This window comes from Serratia sp. FGI94 (assembly GCF_000330865.1).
In the GTDB taxonomy this organism is placed as follows: Bacteria; Pseudomonadota; Gammaproteobacteria; order Enterobacterales; family Enterobacteriaceae; genus Serratia_B; species Serratia_B rubidaea.
The window spans coordinates 810,786-831,753 of record NC_020064.1 but is presented as its reverse complement, the minus strand read 5'-3'; the positions used below and the strand labels follow the sequence as shown (position 1 = coordinate 831,753).

14 protein-coding genes are annotated in these 20,968 nt (G+C 61.1%); 4 read left to right on the top strand and 10 right to left on the bottom strand.

Annotated features, from left to right (window positions below; genetic code table 11):
• Positions 1-33 precede the first annotated feature (33 nt).
• The 3 genes from hutU (at position 34) to D781_RS03635 (ending at position 4,753) form a co-directional block, all read left to right on the top strand.
• Positions 34-1,725, top strand: coding sequence for a urocanate hydratase (gene hutU, locus D781_RS03645; RefSeq protein WP_015670964.1), 1,692 nt, complete (start codon positions 34-36; stop codon positions 1,723-1,725).
• Complete coding sequence (gene hutH / locus D781_RS03640) at positions 1,722-3,257, top strand: histidine ammonia-lyase (protein WP_015670963.1); 1,536 nt, start codon at positions 1,722-1,724, stop codon at positions 3,255-3,257. Before hutU ends, hutH begins: the two co-directional genes overlap by 4 nt.
• 101 nt (positions 3,258-3,358) lie before the next feature.
• A complete protein-coding gene (locus tag D781_RS03635) occupies positions 3,359-4,753 on the top strand; it encodes an amino acid permease (RefSeq protein WP_015670962.1) in 1,395 nt (464 codons plus the stop codon).
• Between the two features lie 30 nt (positions 4,754-4,783).
• Here the strand turns inward: D781_RS03635 and D781_RS03630 are convergent, their stop codons facing one another.
• From D781_RS03630 to rlmD, 8 genes are all read right to left on the bottom strand, one after another.
• Complete coding sequence (locus D781_RS03630) at positions 4,784-5,974, bottom strand: methionine gamma-lyase (RefSeq protein WP_015670961.1); 1,191 nt, start codon at positions 5,972-5,974, stop codon at positions 4,784-4,786.
• Positions 5,975-6,002: 28 nt separating this feature from the next.
• Positions 6,003-6,383 (bottom strand): hypothetical protein, encoded by a 381-nt coding sequence (locus D781_RS03625; protein WP_015670960.1) that lies wholly within the window; start codon positions 6,381-6,383, stop codon positions 6,003-6,005.
• 11 nt (positions 6,384-6,394) lie between these two features.
• Positions 6,395-7,585 (bottom strand): FAD/NAD(P)-binding oxidoreductase, encoded by a 1,191-nt coding sequence (locus D781_RS03620; protein ID WP_015670959.1) that lies wholly within the window; start codon positions 7,583-7,585, stop codon positions 6,395-6,397.
• Between the two features lie 261 nt (positions 7,586-7,846).
• Positions 7,847-9,145, bottom strand: coding sequence for a phosphopyruvate hydratase (eno, locus tag D781_RS03615; protein WP_015670958.1), 1,299 nt, complete (start codon positions 9,143-9,145; stop codon positions 7,847-7,849).
• 84 nt (positions 9,146-9,229) lie between these two features.
• Positions 9,230-10,867, bottom strand: a complete 1,638-nt coding sequence (gene pyrG, locus D781_RS03610; RefSeq protein ID WP_015670957.1) for a CTP synthase (glutamine hydrolyzing) — start codon at positions 10,865-10,867, stop codon at positions 9,230-9,232.
• A 379-nt stretch (positions 10,868-11,246) separates the two neighbouring features.
• Positions 11,247-12,041 carry a nucleoside triphosphate pyrophosphohydrolase gene (gene mazG / locus D781_RS03605; protein ID WP_015670956.1) on the bottom strand — a complete coding sequence of 265 codons (795 nt, stop codon included), beginning with the start codon at positions 12,039-12,041 and terminating at the stop codon, positions 11,247-11,249.
• Between the two features lie 443 nt (positions 12,042-12,484).
• Positions 12,485-14,716: a GTP diphosphokinase gene (gene relA / locus D781_RS03600; RefSeq protein ID WP_015670955.1), complete on the bottom strand. Its 2,232-nt coding sequence runs from the start codon at positions 14,714-14,716 to the stop codon at positions 12,485-12,487.
• A 36-nt stretch (positions 14,717-14,752) separates the two neighbouring features.
• Complete coding sequence (gene rlmD / locus D781_RS03595; protein WP_015670954.1) at positions 14,753-16,081, bottom strand: 23S rRNA (uracil(1939)-C(5))-methyltransferase RlmD; 1,329 nt, start codon at positions 16,079-16,081, stop codon at positions 14,753-14,755.
• A gap of 62 nt (positions 16,082-16,143) precedes the next feature.
• On the opposite strand from rlmD, the gene barA reads away from it, so the two are divergent.
• On the top strand, positions 16,144-18,876 hold the full coding sequence (barA, locus tag D781_RS03590; RefSeq protein ID WP_015670953.1) for a two-component sensor histidine kinase BarA: 2,733 nt from the start codon (positions 16,144-16,146) through the stop codon (positions 18,874-18,876).
• Positions 18,877-18,917: 41 nt separating this feature from the next.
• On the opposite strand, the gene D781_RS03585 is transcribed toward barA, so the two are convergent.
• Both D781_RS03585 and garR read right to left on the bottom strand, forming a co-directional pair.
• Entirely contained in the window at positions 18,918-20,057 is a 1,140-nt protein-coding gene (locus tag D781_RS03585; RefSeq protein WP_015670952.1) for a glycerate kinase, read from the bottom strand.
• Between the two features lie 18 nt (positions 20,058-20,075).
• Positions 20,076-20,960 (bottom strand): 2-hydroxy-3-oxopropionate reductase, encoded by an 885-nt coding sequence (gene garR, locus D781_RS03580; protein ID WP_015670951.1) that lies wholly within the window; start codon positions 20,958-20,960, stop codon positions 20,076-20,078.
• Positions 20,961-20,968: the final 8 nt, after the last annotated feature.

Here is a 20,968-nt window from a genome sequence, read left to right as displayed (position 1 = left end):
TGAATTGCCATACTTCAAGTTGAGGAAAGAGCTGTGACTGCAAATAACAAAGTTCGCAATGTCGATGTACGCGCGCCTCGCGGCACACAATTAAACGCAAAAAGCTGGCTGACCGAAGCGCCGCTGCGCATGCTGATGAACAACCTCGATCCGGAAGTCGCAGAAAACCCGCATGAGCTGGTGGTTTACGGCGGCATCGGCCGCGCCGCCCGCGACTGGGACTGCTACGACAAAATCGTCGAAACCCTGAAAACGCTGGAAGAGGACGAAACGCTGCTGGTGCAGTCCGGTAAACCGGTCGGCGTATTCAAAACCCACAGCAACGCACCGCGCGTGCTGATCGCCAACTCCAACCTGGTGCCGCACTGGGCCACCTGGGAACACTTTAACGAATTGGATGCCAAGGGGCTGGCGATGTACGGCCAGATGACCGCCGGCAGCTGGATTTATATCGGCAGCCAGGGCATCGTGCAGGGCACCTATGAAACCTTCGTCGAAGCCGGCCGCCAACACTACGACGGCAATCTGCAAGGCCGCTGGGTGCTGACCGCCGGTCTGGGCGGCATGGGCGGCGCGCAGCCGCTGGCGGCCACGCTGGCCGGCGCCTGCTCGCTGAATATCGAGTGTCAGCAGAGCCGCATCGACTTCCGCCTGAAAACCCGCTACGTCGACGAACAGGCCAGCGATCTGGATGACGCGCTGGCGCGCATCAAGCGCTATACCGCCGAGGGTAAAGCGATTTCCATCGCGCTGTGCGCCAACGCCGCCGATATTCTGCCGGAACTGGTCAAACGCGGCGTGCGTCCGGATATGGTCACCGACCAGACCAGCGCCCACGATCCGCTCAACGGCTACCTGCCGCAGGGCTGGAGCTGGGAAGAGTACCGCGAGCGCGCCCAGCGCGAGCCGGCGGCGGTGGTGAAGGCCGCCAAAAACTCCATGGCGGAACACGTCAAGGCGATGCTGGCGTTCCAGCAGATGGGCATTCCCACCTTCGACTACGGCAACAACATCCGCCAGATGGCCAAAGAGATGGGCGTCGACAACGCCTTCGATTTCCCGGGCTTTGTGCCGGCCTACATCCGTCCGCTGTTCTGCCGCGGCATCGGGCCGTTCCGTTGGGCCGCGCTGTCCGGCGACCCGCAGGATATCTACAAGACCGACGCGATGGTCAAGGAGCTGATCCCCGACGACGAGCACCTGCACCGCTGGCTGGATATGGCGCGCGAGCGCATCAGCTTCCAGGGCCTGCCGGCGCGCATCTGCTGGGTCGGTCTGGGCCAGCGCGCCAAGCTGGGCCTGGCGTTCAACGAAATGGTGCGCCGCGGCGAACTGTCGGCGCCGATCGTCATCGGCCGCGACCACCTGGACTCCGGCTCGGTCGCCAGCCCGAACCGTGAAACCGAAGCCATGCAGGACGGTTCCGACGCCGTGTCCGACTGGCCGCTGCTCAACGCCCTGCTGAACACTGCCAGCGGTGCCACCTGGGTGTCGCTGCACCACGGCGGCGGCGTCGGCATGGGCTTCTCACAGCACTCCGGCATGGTGATCGTCTGCGACGGCAGCGACGAAGCCGCCGAACGTATTGCCCGCGTCCTGCACAACGACCCGGCCACCGGCGTAATGCGTCATGCCGACGCGGGTTACGACATTGCTATCGACTGCGCCCGCGAGCAGGGTCTGAACCTGCCGATGGTCGCCGCCACTCAGGGGAAAAAAGCATGAAAAATCTAACCATCCGCCCTGGTAAACTGACGCTCGCCGAACTGCGCGACGTGTATCAACAGCCGGTCAAGCTGACGCTGGACGACAACGCCTACGCCGCCATTGAGCGGAGCGTCGCCTGCGTTGAACGCATCGTCGAAGAGAACCGCACCACCTACGGCATTAACACCGGCTTCGGCCTGCTGGCCTCGACCCGCATCGCGCGGGACGATCTGGAGAATCTGCAGCGATCCATCGTGCTGTCCCACGCCGCCGGCGTCGGCGCGCCGACCGACGACAGCCTGGTGCGCCTGATTATGGTGCTGAAAATCAACAGCCTGTCGCGCGGTTTCTCCGGCATTCGTCTAGAAGTGCTGCAGGCGCTGATCGCGCTGGTGAACGCCGAAGTCTACCCGCATATTCCGCTGAAAGGCTCGGTGGGCGCCTCCGGCGACCTGGCGCCGCTGGCGCATATGAGCCTGCTGCTGCTGGGAGAAGGCAAGGCGCGCCATCAGGGCGAGTGGCTGTCCGCCGGCGACGCGCTGGCGAAAGCCGGCCTGAAGCCGCTGCAGCTGGCGGCCAAAGAGGGGCTGGCCCTGCTGAACGGCACCCAGGTTTCCACCGCCTTCGCGCTGCGCGGTCTGTTTGAGGCGGAAGATCTCTACGCCGCCGCCACGGTCTGCGGCAGCCTGAGCGTAGAGGCGGCGCTGGGGTCGCGCAGCCCGTTCGACCCGCGCATTCACGAGGTGCGCGGCCAGCGCGGCCAGATCGACGCGGCGGCGGCCTACCGCCACCTGCTGGGCGAGCGCAGCGAAGTGTCCGACTCGCACCGCAACTGTGAAAAAGTACAGGATCCGTACTCGCTGCGCTGTCAGCCGCAGGTGATGGGCGCCTGCCTGACGCAGATTCGTCAGGCCAGCGAGATCCTGGCGATTGAAGCCAACGCGGTGTCCGATAACCCGTTGGTGTTCGCCGAACAGGGCGACGTGCTGTCCGGCGGCAACTTCCACGCCGAACCGGTGGCAATGGCCGCGGATAACCTGGCGCTGGCGTTCGCCGAGATCGGCTCGCTGTCCGAACGCCGTATCTCGCTGCTGATGGATAAGCATATGTCGCAGCTGCCGCCGTTCCTGGTGAAAAACGGCGGCGTTAACTCCGGCTTTATGATCGCGCAGGTTACCGCCGCGGCGCTGGCCAGTGAGAATAAGGCGCTGGCGCACCCGGCCAGCGTTGACAGCATCCCGACCTCGGCCAACCAGGAGGATCACGTCTCCATGGCGCCGGCCGCCGGCCGTCGCCTGTGGGAAATGGCCGATAACGTGCGCGGCATTCTGGCGGTGGAGTGGCTGGCCGCCATTCAGGGGCTGGATCTGCGTGAAGGGCTACACACCAGTGAAGGACTGGAGCAGGCTCGCCGCCTGCTGCGCGAGCAGGTCAGCCATTACGATCAGGATCGCTTCTTCGCGCCTGATATTGAAGCGGCCAGCCAGCTGTTGGCGGCCCGTCACCTGACAGCGCTGCTGCCTGCCGCGCTGCTGCCTAGTCTGGCATAACCTTACACTGACCACGCAGTTTGTTCTGCCCCGCCGGGTACGTTTCACCCGGCGCGGGCAGCATGTACCTGTTCCACAAAACAACAACAACGGGAAGCAACATGCGTAGCGACACAACACAACTCAGACGCGGACTCAACGCGCGACATATCCGATTTATGGCGCTGGGCTCGGCGATCGGCACCGGCCTGTTTTACGGCTCCGCCGGCGCCATTCAGCTGGCCGGCCCGGCGGTGTTGCTGGCCTATCTGGTGGGCGGCGCGGCGGTATTTATGGTGATGCGCGCGCTGGGAGAGATGGCGGTGCACCAGCCGGTTTCCGGCTCGTTCGGCCATTACGCCAGCCGTTACCTCGGCCCGCTGGCCGGCTTTCTCACCGGCTGGACCTATACCTTTGAAATGGTGATCGTCGCGCTGGCCGACGTCACCGCCTTCGGCATCTATATGGGATTGTGGTTCCCGGACGTCGCCCAATGGGTCTGGGTGCTGAGCATCATCCTCTTTATCGGCGCGCTGAATATGTGCAGCGTAAAAGTATTCGGCGAAATGGAATTCTGGCTGTCGCTGATCAAAGTGGCGGCGATCGTCGCCATGATTATCGGCGGCGCGGCGGTGATGATGTTTGGCTTCGGCCAGGCCCAACAGGCCACCGGCCTCAGCAATTTATGGCAGCACGGCGGCTTTATGCCTAACGGTTTCGGCGGCGTGGTGGCCTCGCTGGCGGTGGTGATGTTCGCCTTCGGCGGCATTGAAATTATCGGCATCACCGCCAGCGAAGCGAAGGATCCCGCCAAGGTGCTGCCGAAGGCAATTAACGCCGTCCCGCTGCGCATCCTGCTGTTTTACGTGCTGACGCTGATGGTGCTGATGGCGATCTATCCGTGGAACAGCATCGGCCAGAACGGCAGCCCGTTTGTCGAGATCTTCAGCAGCCTGGGCATTGAATCGGCCGCCAACCTACTGAACGTGGTGGTAATTACCGCCGCTATTTCCGCCATCAACAGCGATATCTTCGGCGCCGGACGCATGATGTACGGCATGGCGCAGGAGGGCCAGGCGCCGAGGAGCTTCACCAAACTGACCGGCAACGGCGTGCCCTGGATGACGGTGCTGGTGATGGCGATCGCCCTGCTGGTCGGCGTGGTGCTCAACTACCTGATCCCGAAACAGATCTTTATGATCATCGCCTCCATCGCCACCTTCGCTACCGTGTGGGTGTGGCTGATGATCCTGCTGTCGCAGATCGTGATGCGCCGCACCATCAGCAAAGAGGAAGCCGCCGCGCTGAGCTTCCCGGTGCCGTGGTGGCCGGTCGCGCCGGCGCTGGCGACGGCGTTTATGGTGTTTGTCATCGGCCTGCTCGGTTACTTTGAGGAGAGCCGCATCGCGCTGTATGTCGGGCTGGCCTGGGTGGCACTGCTCACGCTGGCGTACTGGCTGTGGGTACGTAAGAAAAGCGACGACGTCAACGCCCGTCACTCAGTGCAGGAGTCATAATCTGTTGGGGCGCTCAGCGCCCCTTCTTCTTTATCCTTTGGCCAGCGCCTGCTCGATATCCGCCAGCAAATCGTCGGCGTCTTCCAGCCCGGCGGAGATCCTGATCAACCCGTCGCTGATATGGTGGCGCTGCCGCTCCTCCTCGCTATAGGACGAATGCGTCATGCTGGCCGGGTGCTGCGCCAGCGTTTCACAGTCCCCCAGGCTGACCGCCCGCAGGATCAGCTGCAGCGCATTGAGGAAGCGAATGCCCGCCGCCATGCCGCCCTTCAGCTCACAGGCAATCATACCGCCCGGCCGCGCCATCTGCCGCTGCGCCAACGCATGCTGACGGAAGGCGGGCAGGCCCGGGTAATACACCTGCTCAACCGCCGGATGCTGCGCCAGCATTTCCGCAATGCGCTGGGCGGTGTCGCAGTGGCGCTCCATCCGCAGCGGCAGGGTTTTCAGCCCGCGCAGCAGCAGCGCCGCATCCTGCGCCGACAGCACCGCGCCGTTCATATCCTTCAGGCCAATCAGGCGGATATCCTGCGCCAGCTCGGCGCGGGTCACCACCACTCCGGCCAGCAGATCGCCGTGCCCGCCCAGGTATTTGGTCGCCGAGTGCAGCACGATATCCGCCCCCAGCGCCAGCGGCCGCTGCAGATAAGGCGTACAGTAGGTGTTATCCACCAGCAGCAGCGCCGCATGGCGGTGGGTAATTTCCGCCACCGCCGCGATATCCACCAGCCGCATATTGGGGTTGGCCGGCGTTTCACAGTACACCAGCCTGGTGCTCGGCCCGATCGCCGCCGCCAGCGCCTCCGGCTGCGTCATATCGACGTGGGTCACCTTGACGCCAAAGCGCTCCAGCCCGTGATGGAAGTAGCTGAAGGTGCAGCCATACAGCGTCTCATCCACAATCAGTTCATCGCCCGGCCCGAGCAGGGTCCAGCAGCAGGCGGTCACCGCCCCCATGCCGGACGAAAACGCCACCGCCGCTTCGCCGCCCTCCAGATTGGCGATGCGCTGCTCCAACAGGTTAAGCGTCGGGTTAGCGATGCGCGAATAGAAATAGCCGGGTTCGGTACCGGCAAAGCAGGCGCCGCCGTATTCCGCCGAGGAAAAGGTAAAGGTGGAGCTCATAAACACCGGCGGGCAAAGTGCGCCATGGTACTGCTGCGGATCGTAGCCATAGTGGATGGCCCGCGTGGCGAAAGCCTGTTTACTTACTGACGACATAGTGAATCCTCGAGGTGGATAAGAACGGTTATTCCGGAGAGATGTCCGCCGGTAAGCGCGCGGCGCGCATACGCCCGCCGATGATATTCAGCGTACGCAGCACCAGCATCAGCCCGAGCAACGTTTCCGGCTGGCGCAGCAACGCATACAGCCCGCGCAGGGTGGCCGGCTGTTCACTCTGCTGCAGTTCGCTATAGGCCATTTTCAGCGCCATTCCCCCTTCCCAGCCGGCGCTGGTCAGGTCGTCAAACAGCGCGGCCAGCTTGTCGACCAGCGCGTTATCCGCAATATCGACCAAATCCGAGGTGAGCGAGAGCGCATCGACCACGTTATCCAGCCGGCCGCTCGCCAACAGCGGAGAGAGTTTTTCCATCAGCGCCGCCAGCGCCTCAGTCTGCGTATTTTCCATGCTCAGCTCCGTTATATCAGGCCGCGCACCGCGGCCCAGTACAGACCGCGGTTCACGCCGTTGCGTAACATCCCGCCCAGCTTGGTAGCCGGGGTCGGCACGACGTCGTGACGATAGTCATACACCAGCGGCATGCCACTGCTCAGGCCGAACTGCGCCACCGCCTGCACCTTGCCGTCGTAATGGCGCACCGGGTGGCCCAGCTGCATCTCCGCCACGATATTGTCGGCGATCACCGGCGCCTGATTGTGGCAGGAGCCGCCCGCCTTGCTGATGGGCAGGTCAACCGTATCGCCGATCACATACACCCCCTGCTGATCATAGACCTGCAGCGTCTGCGGGTCGGTCGGCAGCCAACCTTCACCGTTGGCGATATCGCTCAGGCCGGTGTTGCGCACCATTTCCACCGCGCGAATCGGCGGCGTCGCCATCAGAATGTCGAACGGCTGCTCTTCCCCCTCGGCGGAATAGGCGATACGCCGCTCGGCGTCCACCTGATTCAGCGTAAAGCCGCGCTGATGTTTGATGTCGCGCGCGGCAAAAATCTCCGGCAGCGCTTCGCCGGTGGGGCGTTGTAAAAACAGGCAGTTACGCAACAGCTGGGAAATGGTCGGGTAGGTATAAACGATCTCTATATGCTTGCGCACGCCGCGCTGGCGCAGGTACTCATCCAGCATCAGGGTGGTTTCAATCGGCGCGATGCCGCACTGGTGCGGAACGTTGGGGGTTTGCGGGAAGGAGACGGTAATAAAGATGCGCCCTTTTTCAATCGTCGCCAGCTTATCCGCCAGCCGGCGCGCCGCCTGATACTGATAAAAGTGATCGCCCGCCTCGGCCAGGCCGGGGATTTTTTCCGTCCAGGGCAGGCAGCCGGTAGCAAACACCAGAAAGTCATAGTCATAATTATTGCCGCTGGCGGTTAATAGCCGGCGCTGTTGAAAATCAACGCCTTCCGCCTTATCGACAATAAACTTAATTTCCGGACGTAACAGGCTTTGCTGCGCGCGCATTAATTCATGTTTAAAAAACGCGTTAAATGCGACATACATAAACGCCGGCTTGTAATAATGCGCAGCGGTTTGCGAGATCATTAATAACTCAACTTTATTATTAATAATTTCGCGATGCAGCTTATGCGCCAGGATATTGGCCAGCATGGTACCGCCGGTACCGCCGCCGACAATCACGATTCTTTTCCGCATGATATCTCCGTTCAGTCTGGCTCCGAGCCGACAAATAATGGGAGTATCCTTACGGAATATAAGTCTAGTGATAAAAGGTTATAATACCAGTCAAAAAAGAATAAATAATTAACGACATGGTTATTAACGATAAATACTCAGGCAGGCCGCTAAAAAAATAAATGATACGCTAGTAATAAATAACCGGGATAGAGTTTCACTGCGCACAGCCGTAAAAAAACCCGCCGCAGCGGGTTTTTATTATTTACGGCAGGAGGCGAATCAGTTCTGGCCTTTAACTTCTTTCAGACCGTTGAACGGCGCACGCTCGCCCAGCGCTTCTTCGATACGAATCAGCTGGTTGTACTTGGCAACGCGATCAGAACGGCTCATGGAACCGGTTTTGATCTGGCCTGCTGCAGTACCTACCGCCAGGTCGGCGATGGTAGCATCTTCGGTTTCACCGGAGCGGTGAGAGATAACCGCGGTGTAGCCGGCATCTTTCGCCATTTTGATCGCCGCCAGAGTTTCGGTCAGAGAACCGATCTGGTTGAACTTGATCAGGATGGAGTTGGCGATGCCTTTTTCGATGCCTTCTTTCAGGATCTTGGTGTTGGTCACGAACAGGTCGTCGCCAACCAGCTGGATTTTGTCGCCCAGAACTTTGGTCTGGTAAGCGAAGCCGTCCCAGTCAGACTCGTCCAGGCCATCTTCGATGGAGACGATCGGATACTGTTTGGTCAGTTCTTCCAGGAAGTGGGTGAACTCTTCAGAGGTGAAGGCTTTGTTGCCTTCGCCGGCCAGCACGTACTTGCCATCTTTGTAGAATTCGGACGCTGCGCAGTCCATCGCCAGGGTGATGTCTTTACCCAGCTCGTAGCCCGCTGCTTTTACCGCTTCAGCGATAACCGCCAGCGCTTCGGCGTTGGAGCCGAGGTTTGGCGCGTAGCCGCCTTCGTCGCCCACTGCGGTGTTCATGCCTTTGGACTTCAGCACTTTCGCCAGGTGGTGGAACACTTCAGAACCCATGCGCACCGCTTCTTTCAGGGTCTTCGCGCCAACCGGCTGAATCATGAATTCCTGAATGTCGACGTTGTTGTCAGCGTGCTCGCCGCCGTTGATGATGTTCATCATTGGCAGAGGCATGGAGAATTTGCCTGGGGTACCGTTCAGTTCAGCAATGTGCTCGAACAGCGGCATGCCTTTGGAGGCCGCGGCAGCTTTGGCAGCCGCCAGGGAAACCGCCAGAATGGCGTTGGCGCCGAACTTGGATTTGTTCTCGGTGCCGTCCAGCTCGATCATGATCTTATCGATGTTAGCCTGGTCTTTGGCATCTTTGCCCACCACGGCTTCAGCGATTGGACCGTTTACCGCGGCAACGGCTTTCAGTACGCCTTTACCCAGGAAACGAGACTTGTCACCGTCACGCAGTTCCAGCGCTTCACGGGAACCGGTAGAAGCACCTGACGGCGCAGCAGCCAGACCAACGAAACCGCCTTCCAGGTGAACTTCGGCTTCTACAGTTGGGTTACCGCGTGAGTCGATGATTTCACGGCCGATGACTTTAACGATTTTGGACATAGTAGGTTTTCCTCAAGTCACAAGTTAACTAAAACTCCAGACAAACAACGCGCGGTTCTCACCGCGCGTTGCCGCTAAAAACGTTTACTTCTCCTGACGCTTCTGCTGGTCAGCCGCCGCCTTCACAAAACCGGCGAACAGCGGATGCCCGTCACGCGGCGTCGAAGTGAATTCCGGGTGGAACTGACAAGCGACGAACCATGGATGATCCGGCAGCTCGATAATTTCAACCAACTTGTTGTCCGCAGAGCGACCGGCTACGCGCAGCCCGGCGGCTTCAATCTGCTTCAACAGCATATTGTTAACTTCATAGCGGTGACGGTGACGCTCAACGATGGTCGGCTCGCCGTACAGCTGGCGCACCAGGCTGTCATCGCTCAGATGACACTGCTGGCCGCCGACGCGCATGGTGCCGCCCAGATCGCTCTCCTCGCTGCGCACTTCGAGGTTGCCTTCTTCGTCGCGCCATTCGGTGATCAGCGCCACCACCGGGTACTTACAGTCTGGCTCAAATTCGGTGGAGTTGGCGTTTTCCATCCCGGCAACGTTACGGGCAAACTCCATCAGCGCCACCTGCATACCCAGGCAAATGCCCAGATAAGGAATGTTGTTCTCGCGCGCATAGCGGGCGGTCATCACTTTGCCTTCCACGCCGCGGTAGCCGAAGCCGCCAGGGATAAGGATAGCATCCAGCCCCTTCAGCAGTTCCACGCCGCGCGTCTCAACGTCCTGTGAATCAATCAGCTTGATGTTCACGGTCACGCGGTTTTTCAGGCCGCCGTGCTTGAGCGCCTCAATCACGGACTTATAGGCATCCGGCAGTTCAATATACTTGCCGACCATACCGATAGTCACTTCGCCGCCCGGATTGGCTTCTTCGTAAATCACCTGCTCCCATTCGGCCAGGTTGGCTTCCGGCGCGTTGAGGCTGAATCGTTTACAAATATAATCATCAAGCCCTTGAGATTTCAATAGGCCCGGGATTTTATAAATGGAATCAACGTCTTTCAGGGAGATTACCGCTTTTTCCGGCACGTTGCAGAACAATGCAATCTTCGCCCGCTCATTGGCAGGAACGGCGCGGTCGGAACGGCAGATCAGCACATCCGGCTGAATACCGATGGAAAGCAGCTCTTTAACGGAATGCTGGGTCGGCTTGGTTTTCACTTCACCGGCGGCGGCCATGTACGGCACCAGCGTCAGGTGCATGTACAGCGTGTGCTCGCGGCCCACTTCCACCGCCATCTGACGGATAGCTTCGAGGAACGGCAGCGATTCGATATCGCCGACGGTGCCGCCGATTTCCACCAGCACCACATCGTGGCCTTCGCCGCCTTCGATGATGCGCTCTTTGATCGCGTTGGTGATGTGCGGAATAACCTGTACGGTCGCGCCCAGATAGTCGCCGCGGCGTTCTTTACGCAGCACGTCGGAGTAGATGCGGCCGGTAGTGAAGTTGTTGCGGCGCGTCATTTTGGTGCGGATGAAACGCTCGTAGTGACCCAAGTCCAGGTCGGTTTCTGCGCCGTCTTCGGTGACGAAAACTTCCCCATGCTGAATCGGGCTCATGGTGCCCGGATCCACGTTGATGTACGGGTCCAGTTTCATGATGGTAACGTTGAGGCCACGGGCTTCAAGAATAGCCGCCAGAGAGGCTGCGGCAATGCCTTTACCCAGAGAGGATACGACCCCGCCGGTCACAAAAATATAATTAGTTGTCATGCTGAACCTGAGAGTTTAGGTTTAAAGACGATGGAAGAACCAAGACGGGAAAGTAGTATACCCGAACCTGTCTTGACCTACAAACGATCGTTTTACTCTCCATCATCTCTGTCATCCCCGCGCGTTCCTCAGGTTTTGGCCGGTTACGGCTATCTGGTCAGGCTTTTAAAACAAAGGCTTAGTGATAAAAACCGTCGATTAACAGCACATTGAGCCGCTAAAACGCCTTAGATTTCAGTTTGTTGGCTTTTTAACGCCCGTTATTTCCGACTGTGCGCAACTGACGGCAAGCTTAACCGTTTCAGCCACGGTGAACCTTGTGATCGATCAAACAAGCCGCCGGATATCATCACGCTAAATCAGACAGCGCAAAGCGTATTTAGTTTTCCTGCTGTTTGACCTGCTGCCAGGCATCTTCCATCTGTTCCAGCGTCGCGTCGCTCATCGTTAGCCCCTGGCGGGCGATGATGCTCTCCACCTGGCGGAAGCGCCGTTCGAACTTGCGGTTGGCGACCTGCAATGCGTTTTCCGCCTTGTGGCCCAGGTGGCGCGACAGATTGACCGTGGCGAACAGCAGATCGCCGATTTCCTCTTCCAGCTTTTGCTGGTCCACCACCGCCTGCTGCGCTTCGTGCATCACTTCGTCAATCTCTTCATGCACCTTGTCGAGCACCGGCCCCAGCGTATGCCAGTCAAAGCCCACCGCGGCGCAACGCTTCTGGATTTTGTGCGCCTTCATCAGCGCCGGCAGCGCGTTGGGGATATCGTCCAGCGCCGAGTGCAGCGCCTTTTCCGCCCGCTCACCGGCCTTCAGCTGCTCCCATCGCGCCGCAATCGTCGCGTTGTCCGCCGCGTCGGCATCGCCGAAGATGTGCGGGTGGCGCCGCTCCAGTTTGTCGCTGATGGCGCTGCACACGTCGTCAAAATCAAACAGCCCCTGCTCCTGTCCCATCTGGGCGTAGAACACCACCTGGAACAGCAGATCGCCCAGCTCGTCGCGCAGGTCGGCATAGTCCTGGCGCTCGATCGCATCCAGCACTTCATAGGTTTCTTCCAGCGTATACGGCGCGATGGTGGCGAAGGTCTGCTTGCGGTCCCACGGGCAGCCCGCCTGCGGATCGCGCAGCGTTTTCATAATATTCAGCAGACGCTGCAGCGGAGTGGATGAGGTCATGGCAAAATCTCGGCAAAAAAACGGACGCCCATTATGGCGTCCGTCTCCTTGATGGCTCAATAAGTTTTAACCGTGCGGTTACCGCATCCAGGCGTCAGACGCCTGAGTCCCCAATGGATTTCGCGCCGCATCCAGGCGTCAGGCACCTGAATCCCCAATGAATTTCACGCCACACCCAGACGTCAGACACCTGAGTCCCCAATGGATTTCGCGCCGCATTCAAACGTCAGGCACCTGAATCCCCAATGGATTTCGCGCCGCATCTAGGCGGCAAAAACGTGAACCCCCGGGAGCTTAGTAAGCTAAGCGACCGGGGTGAACGTTTGCAGCCAACAACGAGGCGGAGTGAAAGACGCCGGGGATTCCCCGGGAGCTTAGTAAACTAAGCACCCGGGGTGAGCGTTTGCAGCCAACAACGAGGCGGTGTGAAAGGCGCCGGGGATTCAGCTGCCGTGCAGACGCTTGGCGTCGATCACATCCGGCAGCTGGTTCAGCTTCGCCAGCACTCGGCCCAGCACCTGCTGGTTGTAGATTTCGATATCCATATCGATGGTCGCCATCTGCTTTTTGGTATCGCTGCGGCTGGCGACGCCCAGCACGTTCACCTTCTCATTGGCGAGGATGGTGGTGATATCGCGCAGCAGGCCGCTGCGATCGTTGGCCATCACCCGCACCACCAGCGAATAGCCGCTGGAGTAACTTTCCCCCCACACCGCGTCGACGATGCGCTCCGGCGCGTGGGACTGCAGTTCGGTCAGTTGGTCGCAGTCGGCGCGGTGGATGGAGATGCCGCGCCCCTGGGTGATAAAGCCGACGATATCGTCGCCCGGAATCGGCTGGCAGCAGCGGGCGATGTGGTGCATCAGGTTGCCGACGCCCTCCACCACCACCCGGCCGTCATCCTTCTTACGGGTGGCCGGCGGCGCCTTGTGCTGCACCAGCTGACGCAGCGCTTCGCGGTCCTGCTCCTCGGCGCTCGGCTTGTTGAACTTGCTCTGCAGGAAGTTCACCATCTGATTGAGGCGGATATCCCCGCCGCCGATCGCCGCCAGCACTTCATCCAGCGAGTTCATGTTGTAACGCGGAACCAGCAGTTTCTCCGCCTCTTTCAGGCTGATGCCGAGGTGCTCCAGTTCGTTGTCCAGCATCTGGCGGCCGGCGAGGATGTTTTTATCGCGATCCTGTTTGCGGAACCAGTTATGGATCTTCGAACGCCCGCGGCTGGTGGTGACGTAGCCGAGATTCGGGTTCAGCCAGTCGCGGCTCGGGTTCGGCTGCTTCTGGGTGATGATTTCAATCTGGTCGCCCATCTGCAACTGGTAAGTGAACGGCACGATACGCCCGCCAATCTTGGCGCCGATGCAGCGGTGGCCGACGTCGCTGTGAATATGGTAGGCGAAGTCCAGCGGCGTTGAACCGGCCGGCAGGTCGACCACGTCGCCCTTCGGCGTAAACACGTACACCCGGTCGTCGAACACCTGGCTGCGCACTTCGTCGAGCATTTCGCCGGAGTCGGCCATCTCTTCCTGCCAGGCGATCAGCTTACGCAGCCAGGCGATGCGCTCCTCGTAGCCGGAACGCACGGTGACGCCGGCGCCCTCTTTGTACTTCCAGTGCGCGGCGACGCCCAGCTCGGCGTCCTCGTGCATCTGGCGGGTACGGATCTGGATTTCGACCGTCTTGCCGCGCGGGCCGAGCACCACGGTATGGATCGACTGATAACCGTTAGGCTTCGGGTTGGCGACATAGTCGTCAAACTCGTCCGGCAGATGGCGGAAATGGGTATGCACGATGCCGAGCGCCGCATAGCAGTCCTGCAGCCGTTCGGCCACGATGCGCACCGCACGCACGTCGAACAGTTCGTCGAACGCCAGCGCCTTTTTCTGCATTTTGCGCCAGATGCTGTAGATATGCTTGGGGCGGCCGTAAATTTCCACCCGGATATCCTCGTCCGCCATCGCCTTGCGCAGCGAGGCGACAAAATCGTCGATAAACTGTTCGCGGTCGATGCGGCGTTCGTGCAGCAGTTTGGCGATGCGCTTGTATTCGTCCGGGTGCAGGTAGCGGAAGCAGAAATCCTCCAGCTCCCACTTCAGCTGGCCGATGCCCAGACGGTTGGCCAGCGGCGCATAGATATTGGAACACTCCTTGGCCGCCAGCACCCGTTCATCTTCCGGCGCGTCCTTCACTTCGCGCAGGTGGGCAATACGCTCCGCCAGCTTGATCACCACGCAGCGGAAATCCTCCACCATCGCCAGCAGCATGCGGCGCACGTTGTCGACCTGCTCGGATCCCATCGAGTCGTTGTGGGTCGCCTTCAGCTGACGAATGGCGTCCATATCGCGCACGCCGTGCACCAGCGCAACGATATTGCTGCCGAACACCTCATTCAGGGTCGTTTCCTGCACCAGACCCGCGTCGGCCAGCGGGAACAGCAGCGCCGCGCGCATGCTGTCGTTGTCCATGCTGAGGGTCGAGAGAATTTCCACCATTTCCAGGCCGCGCCCCAGCAGTTTCGGCGCCTCCGGATGGTCTTTGGTCTGTTGTTCGCAATAGCGCCAGGTATCGGCCAGTCGTTCAACGGACTGTGGGTTGGGTAGCCCAAGACCGGCAAGCCACTCGTCAAGAGCGAATTCACCTGCCGTGTTCAAATGTGCACTTCTTACCGCAACCATACCTTCTCCCTACTATGCAGCGACCACAGGCGACCGTTATTCCTGACGAATAAACAGCGCCATTGATTCAAGATGCCCCGTGTGCGGGAACATATCCAGCATACGCACACGCGCAAGACGATAACCAGCGGACAGCAACGCTTTGCTGTCGCGCGCCAGCGTGGTGGGGTTACAGGAGACGTATACCACCCGCGCCGGCGCCAGTTTTACAATATGTGACATCACTCCAGCCGCGCCCGCCCGGGCAGGATCCAACATAACCTTATCAAATCCCTGTTGCGCCCAAGGCTGCCGCTCCACGTCCTCTTCCAGATTCTGATGAAAGAACGACGCATTACTCAGCAAATTCTTATGTGCATTATATTGCCCATTCGCTACCAGCGTGGCAACACCTTCAATGCCGACCACCGCTTTCGCCCGCCGCGCCAGCGGCAGGGTGAAATTGCCCATGCCGCAGAACAGGTCCAGCACCCGATCGTCGGGCTGAATCTCCAGCCACTCCAGCGCCTGCGCCACCATCTGCTGGTTGACCGCATCGTTCACCTGAATGAAGTCGCGCGGACTGAAGTCTAAGCGTAGCCCGTCAACCTGATAATACGGCGCGTCACCGCACAGTTTCTCCAGTTGTTCGCTGTCCGACGCCAAATAAATCGTTACGGCATTTTGCCGGGCAAACGCCAGCAGCGCCTCGCGGTCGGCCGGCCTGAGCGCATCCAGATGGCGCAGCACCAGCAGCGGCCCGTTGTCCGCCAGCACCAGTTCGGCATGCCCCAGACGCTTCACCGCCTGCAGCCCGCTCAGGCAGGCGCGCAGCGGCGTCAACAGCTGCTCCAGCTCCGGCGCCAGCACCGGACAGCGGGTGACCGTCACCAGCTCGCTGGAGCCGGACTGACGAAAGCCCATCTGCAGGGTCTGCTGTTTCGGCTGCCACATCAGCCCCAGACGCGCGCGCCGGCGATAGCCGTATTGCGGCCCGGCGATCACCGCTTCCGGCGGCACGCTGACGCCGGTTTCGCGGGCGATCATCCGCCCCAGCGCCGCCAATTTGCTTTGCTGCTGCAGGCTTTCATCCGCATGCTGCTGCTGGCAGCCGCCGCAGACGCCAAAGTGCGGACAGCGCGGCTCCACCCGCTGCGGGCTGCGGGTCAGCAGGCGTTTCAGCTTGCCTTTAGCGAACTGACGCTTGTCTTCCGTCAGCTGAATTTCCGCCTGTTCGCCCGGCAGCACGCCCGGGATAAACACCGCTTTACCGTTATGGCGCGCCACGCCCTGGCCGAAGGGATCGAGGTCGCTCACCGTCACGGTGAAGATTTGTGTGTTCTGCCGGGTCGTCACGCGGCGTTTGGGAGAGTAGAATTGCGCCATAAAATTGTCGGTTGCTGGTTCATTAAGCTAGGATTAGCGCAATTCTCCCACATTGGAATCCCATGACCAAATACAGCCTGCGCGCGCGCATGATGATATTGATTCTGGCCCCCACATTATTGATCGGCCTGCTGCTCAGTACCTTCTTCGTCGTGCACCGTTATAATGAGCTGCAGGAACAGCTGGTGGACGCCGGCGCCAGCATTATCGAGCCGCTCGCCGTCGCCAGCGAATACGGCATGACCTTCCGCAGCCGCGAGTCGGTGCGCCAGCTGGTCAGCCTGCTGCACCGCCGCCACTCCGATATCGTACGCTCCATCACGGTGTTCGACGCGCAGAACAACCTGTTTGTCACTTCCAATTATCACCATAATTTCGCCCAGCTGCAGATCCCGAAAGGTGTGCCATTGCCCACCGATCTGATGCTGACGCGCCGCGGCGACTCGCTGATCCTGCGCACGCCGATCCTGTCGGAGAACCAATATCCCGACGAGGCCGCCGAAAGCAGCGCGCACGGCGACAATAACCTCGGCTATGTGGCCATCGAGCTGGACCTGCAGTCGGTGCGCCTGCAGCAGTACAAAGAGGTGTTTGTCTCCACGCTGCTGTTGCTGCTGTGCATGTGTATCGCCATTCTGTTCGCCTACCGGCTGATGCGCGACGTCACCGGGCCGATCCGCAACATGGTCAACACCGTCGACCGCATCCGCCGCGGCCAGCTCGACAGCCGGGTGGAGGGCTTTATGCTCGGCGAACTGCATATGCTGAAAAACGGCATCAACTCCATGGCGATGTCGCTGACCGCCTACCACGAAGAGATGCAGCAGAATATCGATCAGGCGACGTTCGACCTGCGTGAAACGCTGGAGCAGATGGAGATCCAGAACGTCGAACTGGATCTGGCGAAAAAGCGCGCGCAGGAAGCCGCGCGTATTAAATCCGAGTTTCTGGCCAATATGTCGCACGAGCTGCGCACCCCGCTGAACGGCGTTATCGGCTTTACCCGCCAGATGCTGAAAACCGAGCTGAGCGCCACCCAGAACGACTATCTGCAGACCATCGAGCGCTCGGCAAACAACCTGCTGACCATCATCAACGACGTGCTGGACTTCTCCAAGCTGGAGGCCGGCAAGCTGGTGCTGGAGCACATCCCGTTCGCGCTGCGCGAAACGCTGGATGAAGTGATCGTGCTGCTGGCGCCGTCCGCCCATGAAAAAGGGCTGGAGCTGACGCTCGACGTCCACAACGACGTGCCGGAGCAGGTGATCGGCGACTCGCTGCGCCTGCAGCAGGTGATCACCAATCTGCTGGGTAACGCGGTCAAATTTACCGAAACCGGCAATATCGATATCCGGGTAGAGCTGCGCAACCAGCTGGAGCATCAGGTCGAGCTGGAGGTGCAGATCCACGACACCGGCATCGGCATCTCCGAACGTCAGCAGTCGCAGCTGTTCCAGGCGTTCCGCCAGGCGGACGCCAGCATCTCGCGCCGCCACGGCGGCACCGGCCTCGGGCTGGTCATCACCCAGAAGCTGGTGAAAGAGATGAACGGCGATATCTGTTTCCACAGCCAGCTCAACCGCGGCTCCACCTTCTGGTTCCATATTACCCTGGACCTGAATGAAGATATGCTGACCCGCCAGCCGTGCCTGCCGGAACTGAGCGGCAAGACGCTGGCCTATATCGAATCCAACCCCACCGCGGCGCAGGCGACGCTGAACATGCTTAACGCCACGCCGCTGGTCGTCACTCATTCGCCGACCCTCGGCCAGCTGCCCGGCGACAATTACGACTTTATGCTGGTAGGCGTGCCGATCCCGTTCCGCGACAATATGGCACAGCATCAGGACAAACTGCTGAAGGCGCTCAACTATGCCGGACGGGTAATTCTGGCCCTGCCGTACCAGTCACAGATCGACGCCGAACTGCTGAAAGAACAGGGCGCGGTGGGCTGCCTGGTCAAGCCGATCACCAGCACCCGCCTGTTCCCGCTGCTGCGCATGGAAACGCCGCGTCAGGAGCTGGCCGCCCCGGCGCGCAACCGCCTGCCGCTGACCGTGATGGCGGTGGACGACAACCCGGCCAACCTGAAGCTGATCGGCACCCTGCTGGCGGAGCAGGTGGAAAAAACGCTGCTGTGCGAAGGCGGCGAAGAGGCCATTGCGCTGGCGCGCGACAACGTGCTGGATCTGATTCTGATGGATATCCAGATGCCGAATATCGACGGCATCCGTACCAGCGAGCTGATCCGTCAGCTGCCGCACCATAACTCCACGCCGATCGTCGCGGTCACCGCCCACGCGGTCAGCGGCGAACGCGAGCACCTGCTGCAGGCCGGCATGGACGACTATCTGGCGAAGCCGATCGACGAAGCCATGCTGACCCGCGTCCTGTCGCGCTACCACAGCGGCGTGCAGGAGACGGAGGCCGCGATGCCGCCGGCGAACGCGGAGCCGCTGGCGTCGCTGGACTGGTCGCTGGCGCTACGTCAGGCGGCCAATAAGCAGGATCTGGCGCGCGATCTGCTGCAAATGCTGCTCGACTTCCTGCCGCAGGTGAGAGAACGGGTGCAGGCGGTGCTGGACGGCGCGCAGGACGAGACGCTGCTGGATCTGATCCACAAACTGCACGGTAGCTGCAGCTACAGCGGCGTGCCGCGGCTGAAACAGCTCTGCTTCTACATTGAACAGCAGTTGCGTCAGGGCGTCGCCATCGGCGATCTGGAGCCGGAGTGGCTGGAACTGCTGGATGAAATCGAACTGGTCAGCGAAGCGGCCAGAAAACACCTGGGCTAAGCGTCAGCGTGCGGCCTCTCCCCCACAGGAAGAGGCCGCCGTTACTGCTCCTGCGTCATCCTCAGCGTCGCGGCGATATTGCGCGCCGTCGCCCGCACGTTGTCGGCGGCGTCATGCAGCGCCTCCTCCAGCGTGCAGATGCGGTACAGCACGCTGAACACCGCGTCCACCCCGTGCTGATGCACCACGCCGACGTCGTCGCTCAGGCTGCCGGCGATGCCGATCACCGGTTTGCCGTAGCGTTTGGCGACCCGCGCCACGCCAATCGGCACCTTGCCTTTGATGCTCTGGCTGTCAATGCGCCCTTCGCCGGTGATCACCAGCGTCGCGTCGCGCACCAGCGCGTCCAGCCCCAGCGCCTCGGTGACGATCTCGATCCCCTGACGCAGCTCCGCCCGGCAAAACGCCAGCAGTCCGGCCCCCATGCCGCCGGCCGCACCGGCGCCGGGCACCTGCTCCACGTCCACCCCCAGCGTGCGCTTGATCACCTGCGCATAATGGCCCAGCGCGCCGTCCAGCTCCGCCACCATCTGCGGCGTCGCTCCCTTCTGCGGGCCGAAAATGGCGGAAGCGCCCTCCGGGCCGGTCAGCGGGTTGGTCACATCGCAGGCCACCTCAAACCGGCAGCGGCCGATACGCGCATCCAGCCGGCTGAGGTCGATCTGCGCCAGCGTCGCCAGCGCGGCGCCGCCGAAACCAATCTCCTCGCCGCGCTCATCCAGCAGCCGCGCCCCCAGCGCCTGCACCATGCCGGCGCCGCCGTCATTGGTCGCGCTGCCGCCAATGCCGATAATGCAGTGCCTGACGCCGTGCTCCAGCGCGCAGCGGATCAGCTCTCCGGTGCCGTAGGAGGTGGTTTTCAGCGGGTTGCGCCGCCCGGCGGGCAGCCGCTCCAGCCCGCTGGCCGCCGCCATCTCGATAAACGCGCTGCGTCCGTCGCCGGACAGGCCGAAAAACGCCGGCGTGACCTCACCGAGCGGCCCGGTCACATCTACTGTGATAATCCGCCCACCGGTCGCCGCCACCATCGCTTCCACCGTTCCTTCCCCGCCGTCGGCCAGCGGCAGTTTGACGAACTCCGCGGCGGGGAAAACCTCGCGGAATCCCTCCTCAATGCAGTTGGCCACCGCCAGCGCGGATAAACTCTCTTTATATGAATCCGGCGCGATCACTATTTTCATAAGCTGCCTGCGCAATCCCTAACTGGTGACTTGGACTTTAGCCAATTTCTCGTAATAGCAGGCCAAAGCGCTGTGATCCGCACCGCCCAGATCGTCGACCCGCAGCGCCTGCATCATCTCCATCACCGCCGAGGTCAGCGGCAGCTGCGCACCAATGCCGTGCGAGGTGTCCAGCGCGTTGGCCAGATCCTTGATATGCAATTCGATGCGGAACCCCGGTTTGAAATTGCGCGCCAGCACCATCGGCGCCTTGGCGTCCAGCACCGTGCTGCCCGCCAGCCCGCCGCGGATCGCCTGATAAACCCGCTCCGGATCGACGCCGGCCTTGGTCGCCAGCACTAGCGCTTCCGACATCGCGGCGATGTTCAGCGCGACGATCACCTGGTTTGCCAGTTTGGTCACGTTGCCCGCGCCGATCTCGCCGGTATGCACCACCGAGCCGGCCATCGCTTTCATCACCTCATAGCAGCGGTCAAACACCGCCTTCTCGCCGCCGACCATCACCGACAGCGTGCCGTCAATCGCCTTCGGCTCGCCGCCGCTGACCGGCGCATCCAGCATCGCCACCTGCTTTTCCGCCAGTCTGGCGCTGATTTCCCGGCTGGCCAGCGGCGCGATCGAACTCATATCGATCACCACCGTGCCCGGCCGGGCGCCCTCGATCACGCCGTTTTCCCCCAGCACCACCTCCTGCACCTGCGGCGAGTTGGGCAGCATGGTGATCACGATGTCGCACTGCACCGCAACCGCCCTCGGCGTATCGGCGCTCTCCGCGCCCAGCTCGGTCAGTTCCGCGGTGGTTGCCGCCCGATGATTCAGCACCACCAGCGCATAGCCGGCTTTCAGCAGGTTCTTGCTCATCGGTTTGCCCATAATGCCCAGGCCGATAAATCCAATTTTCATCTTCTGCT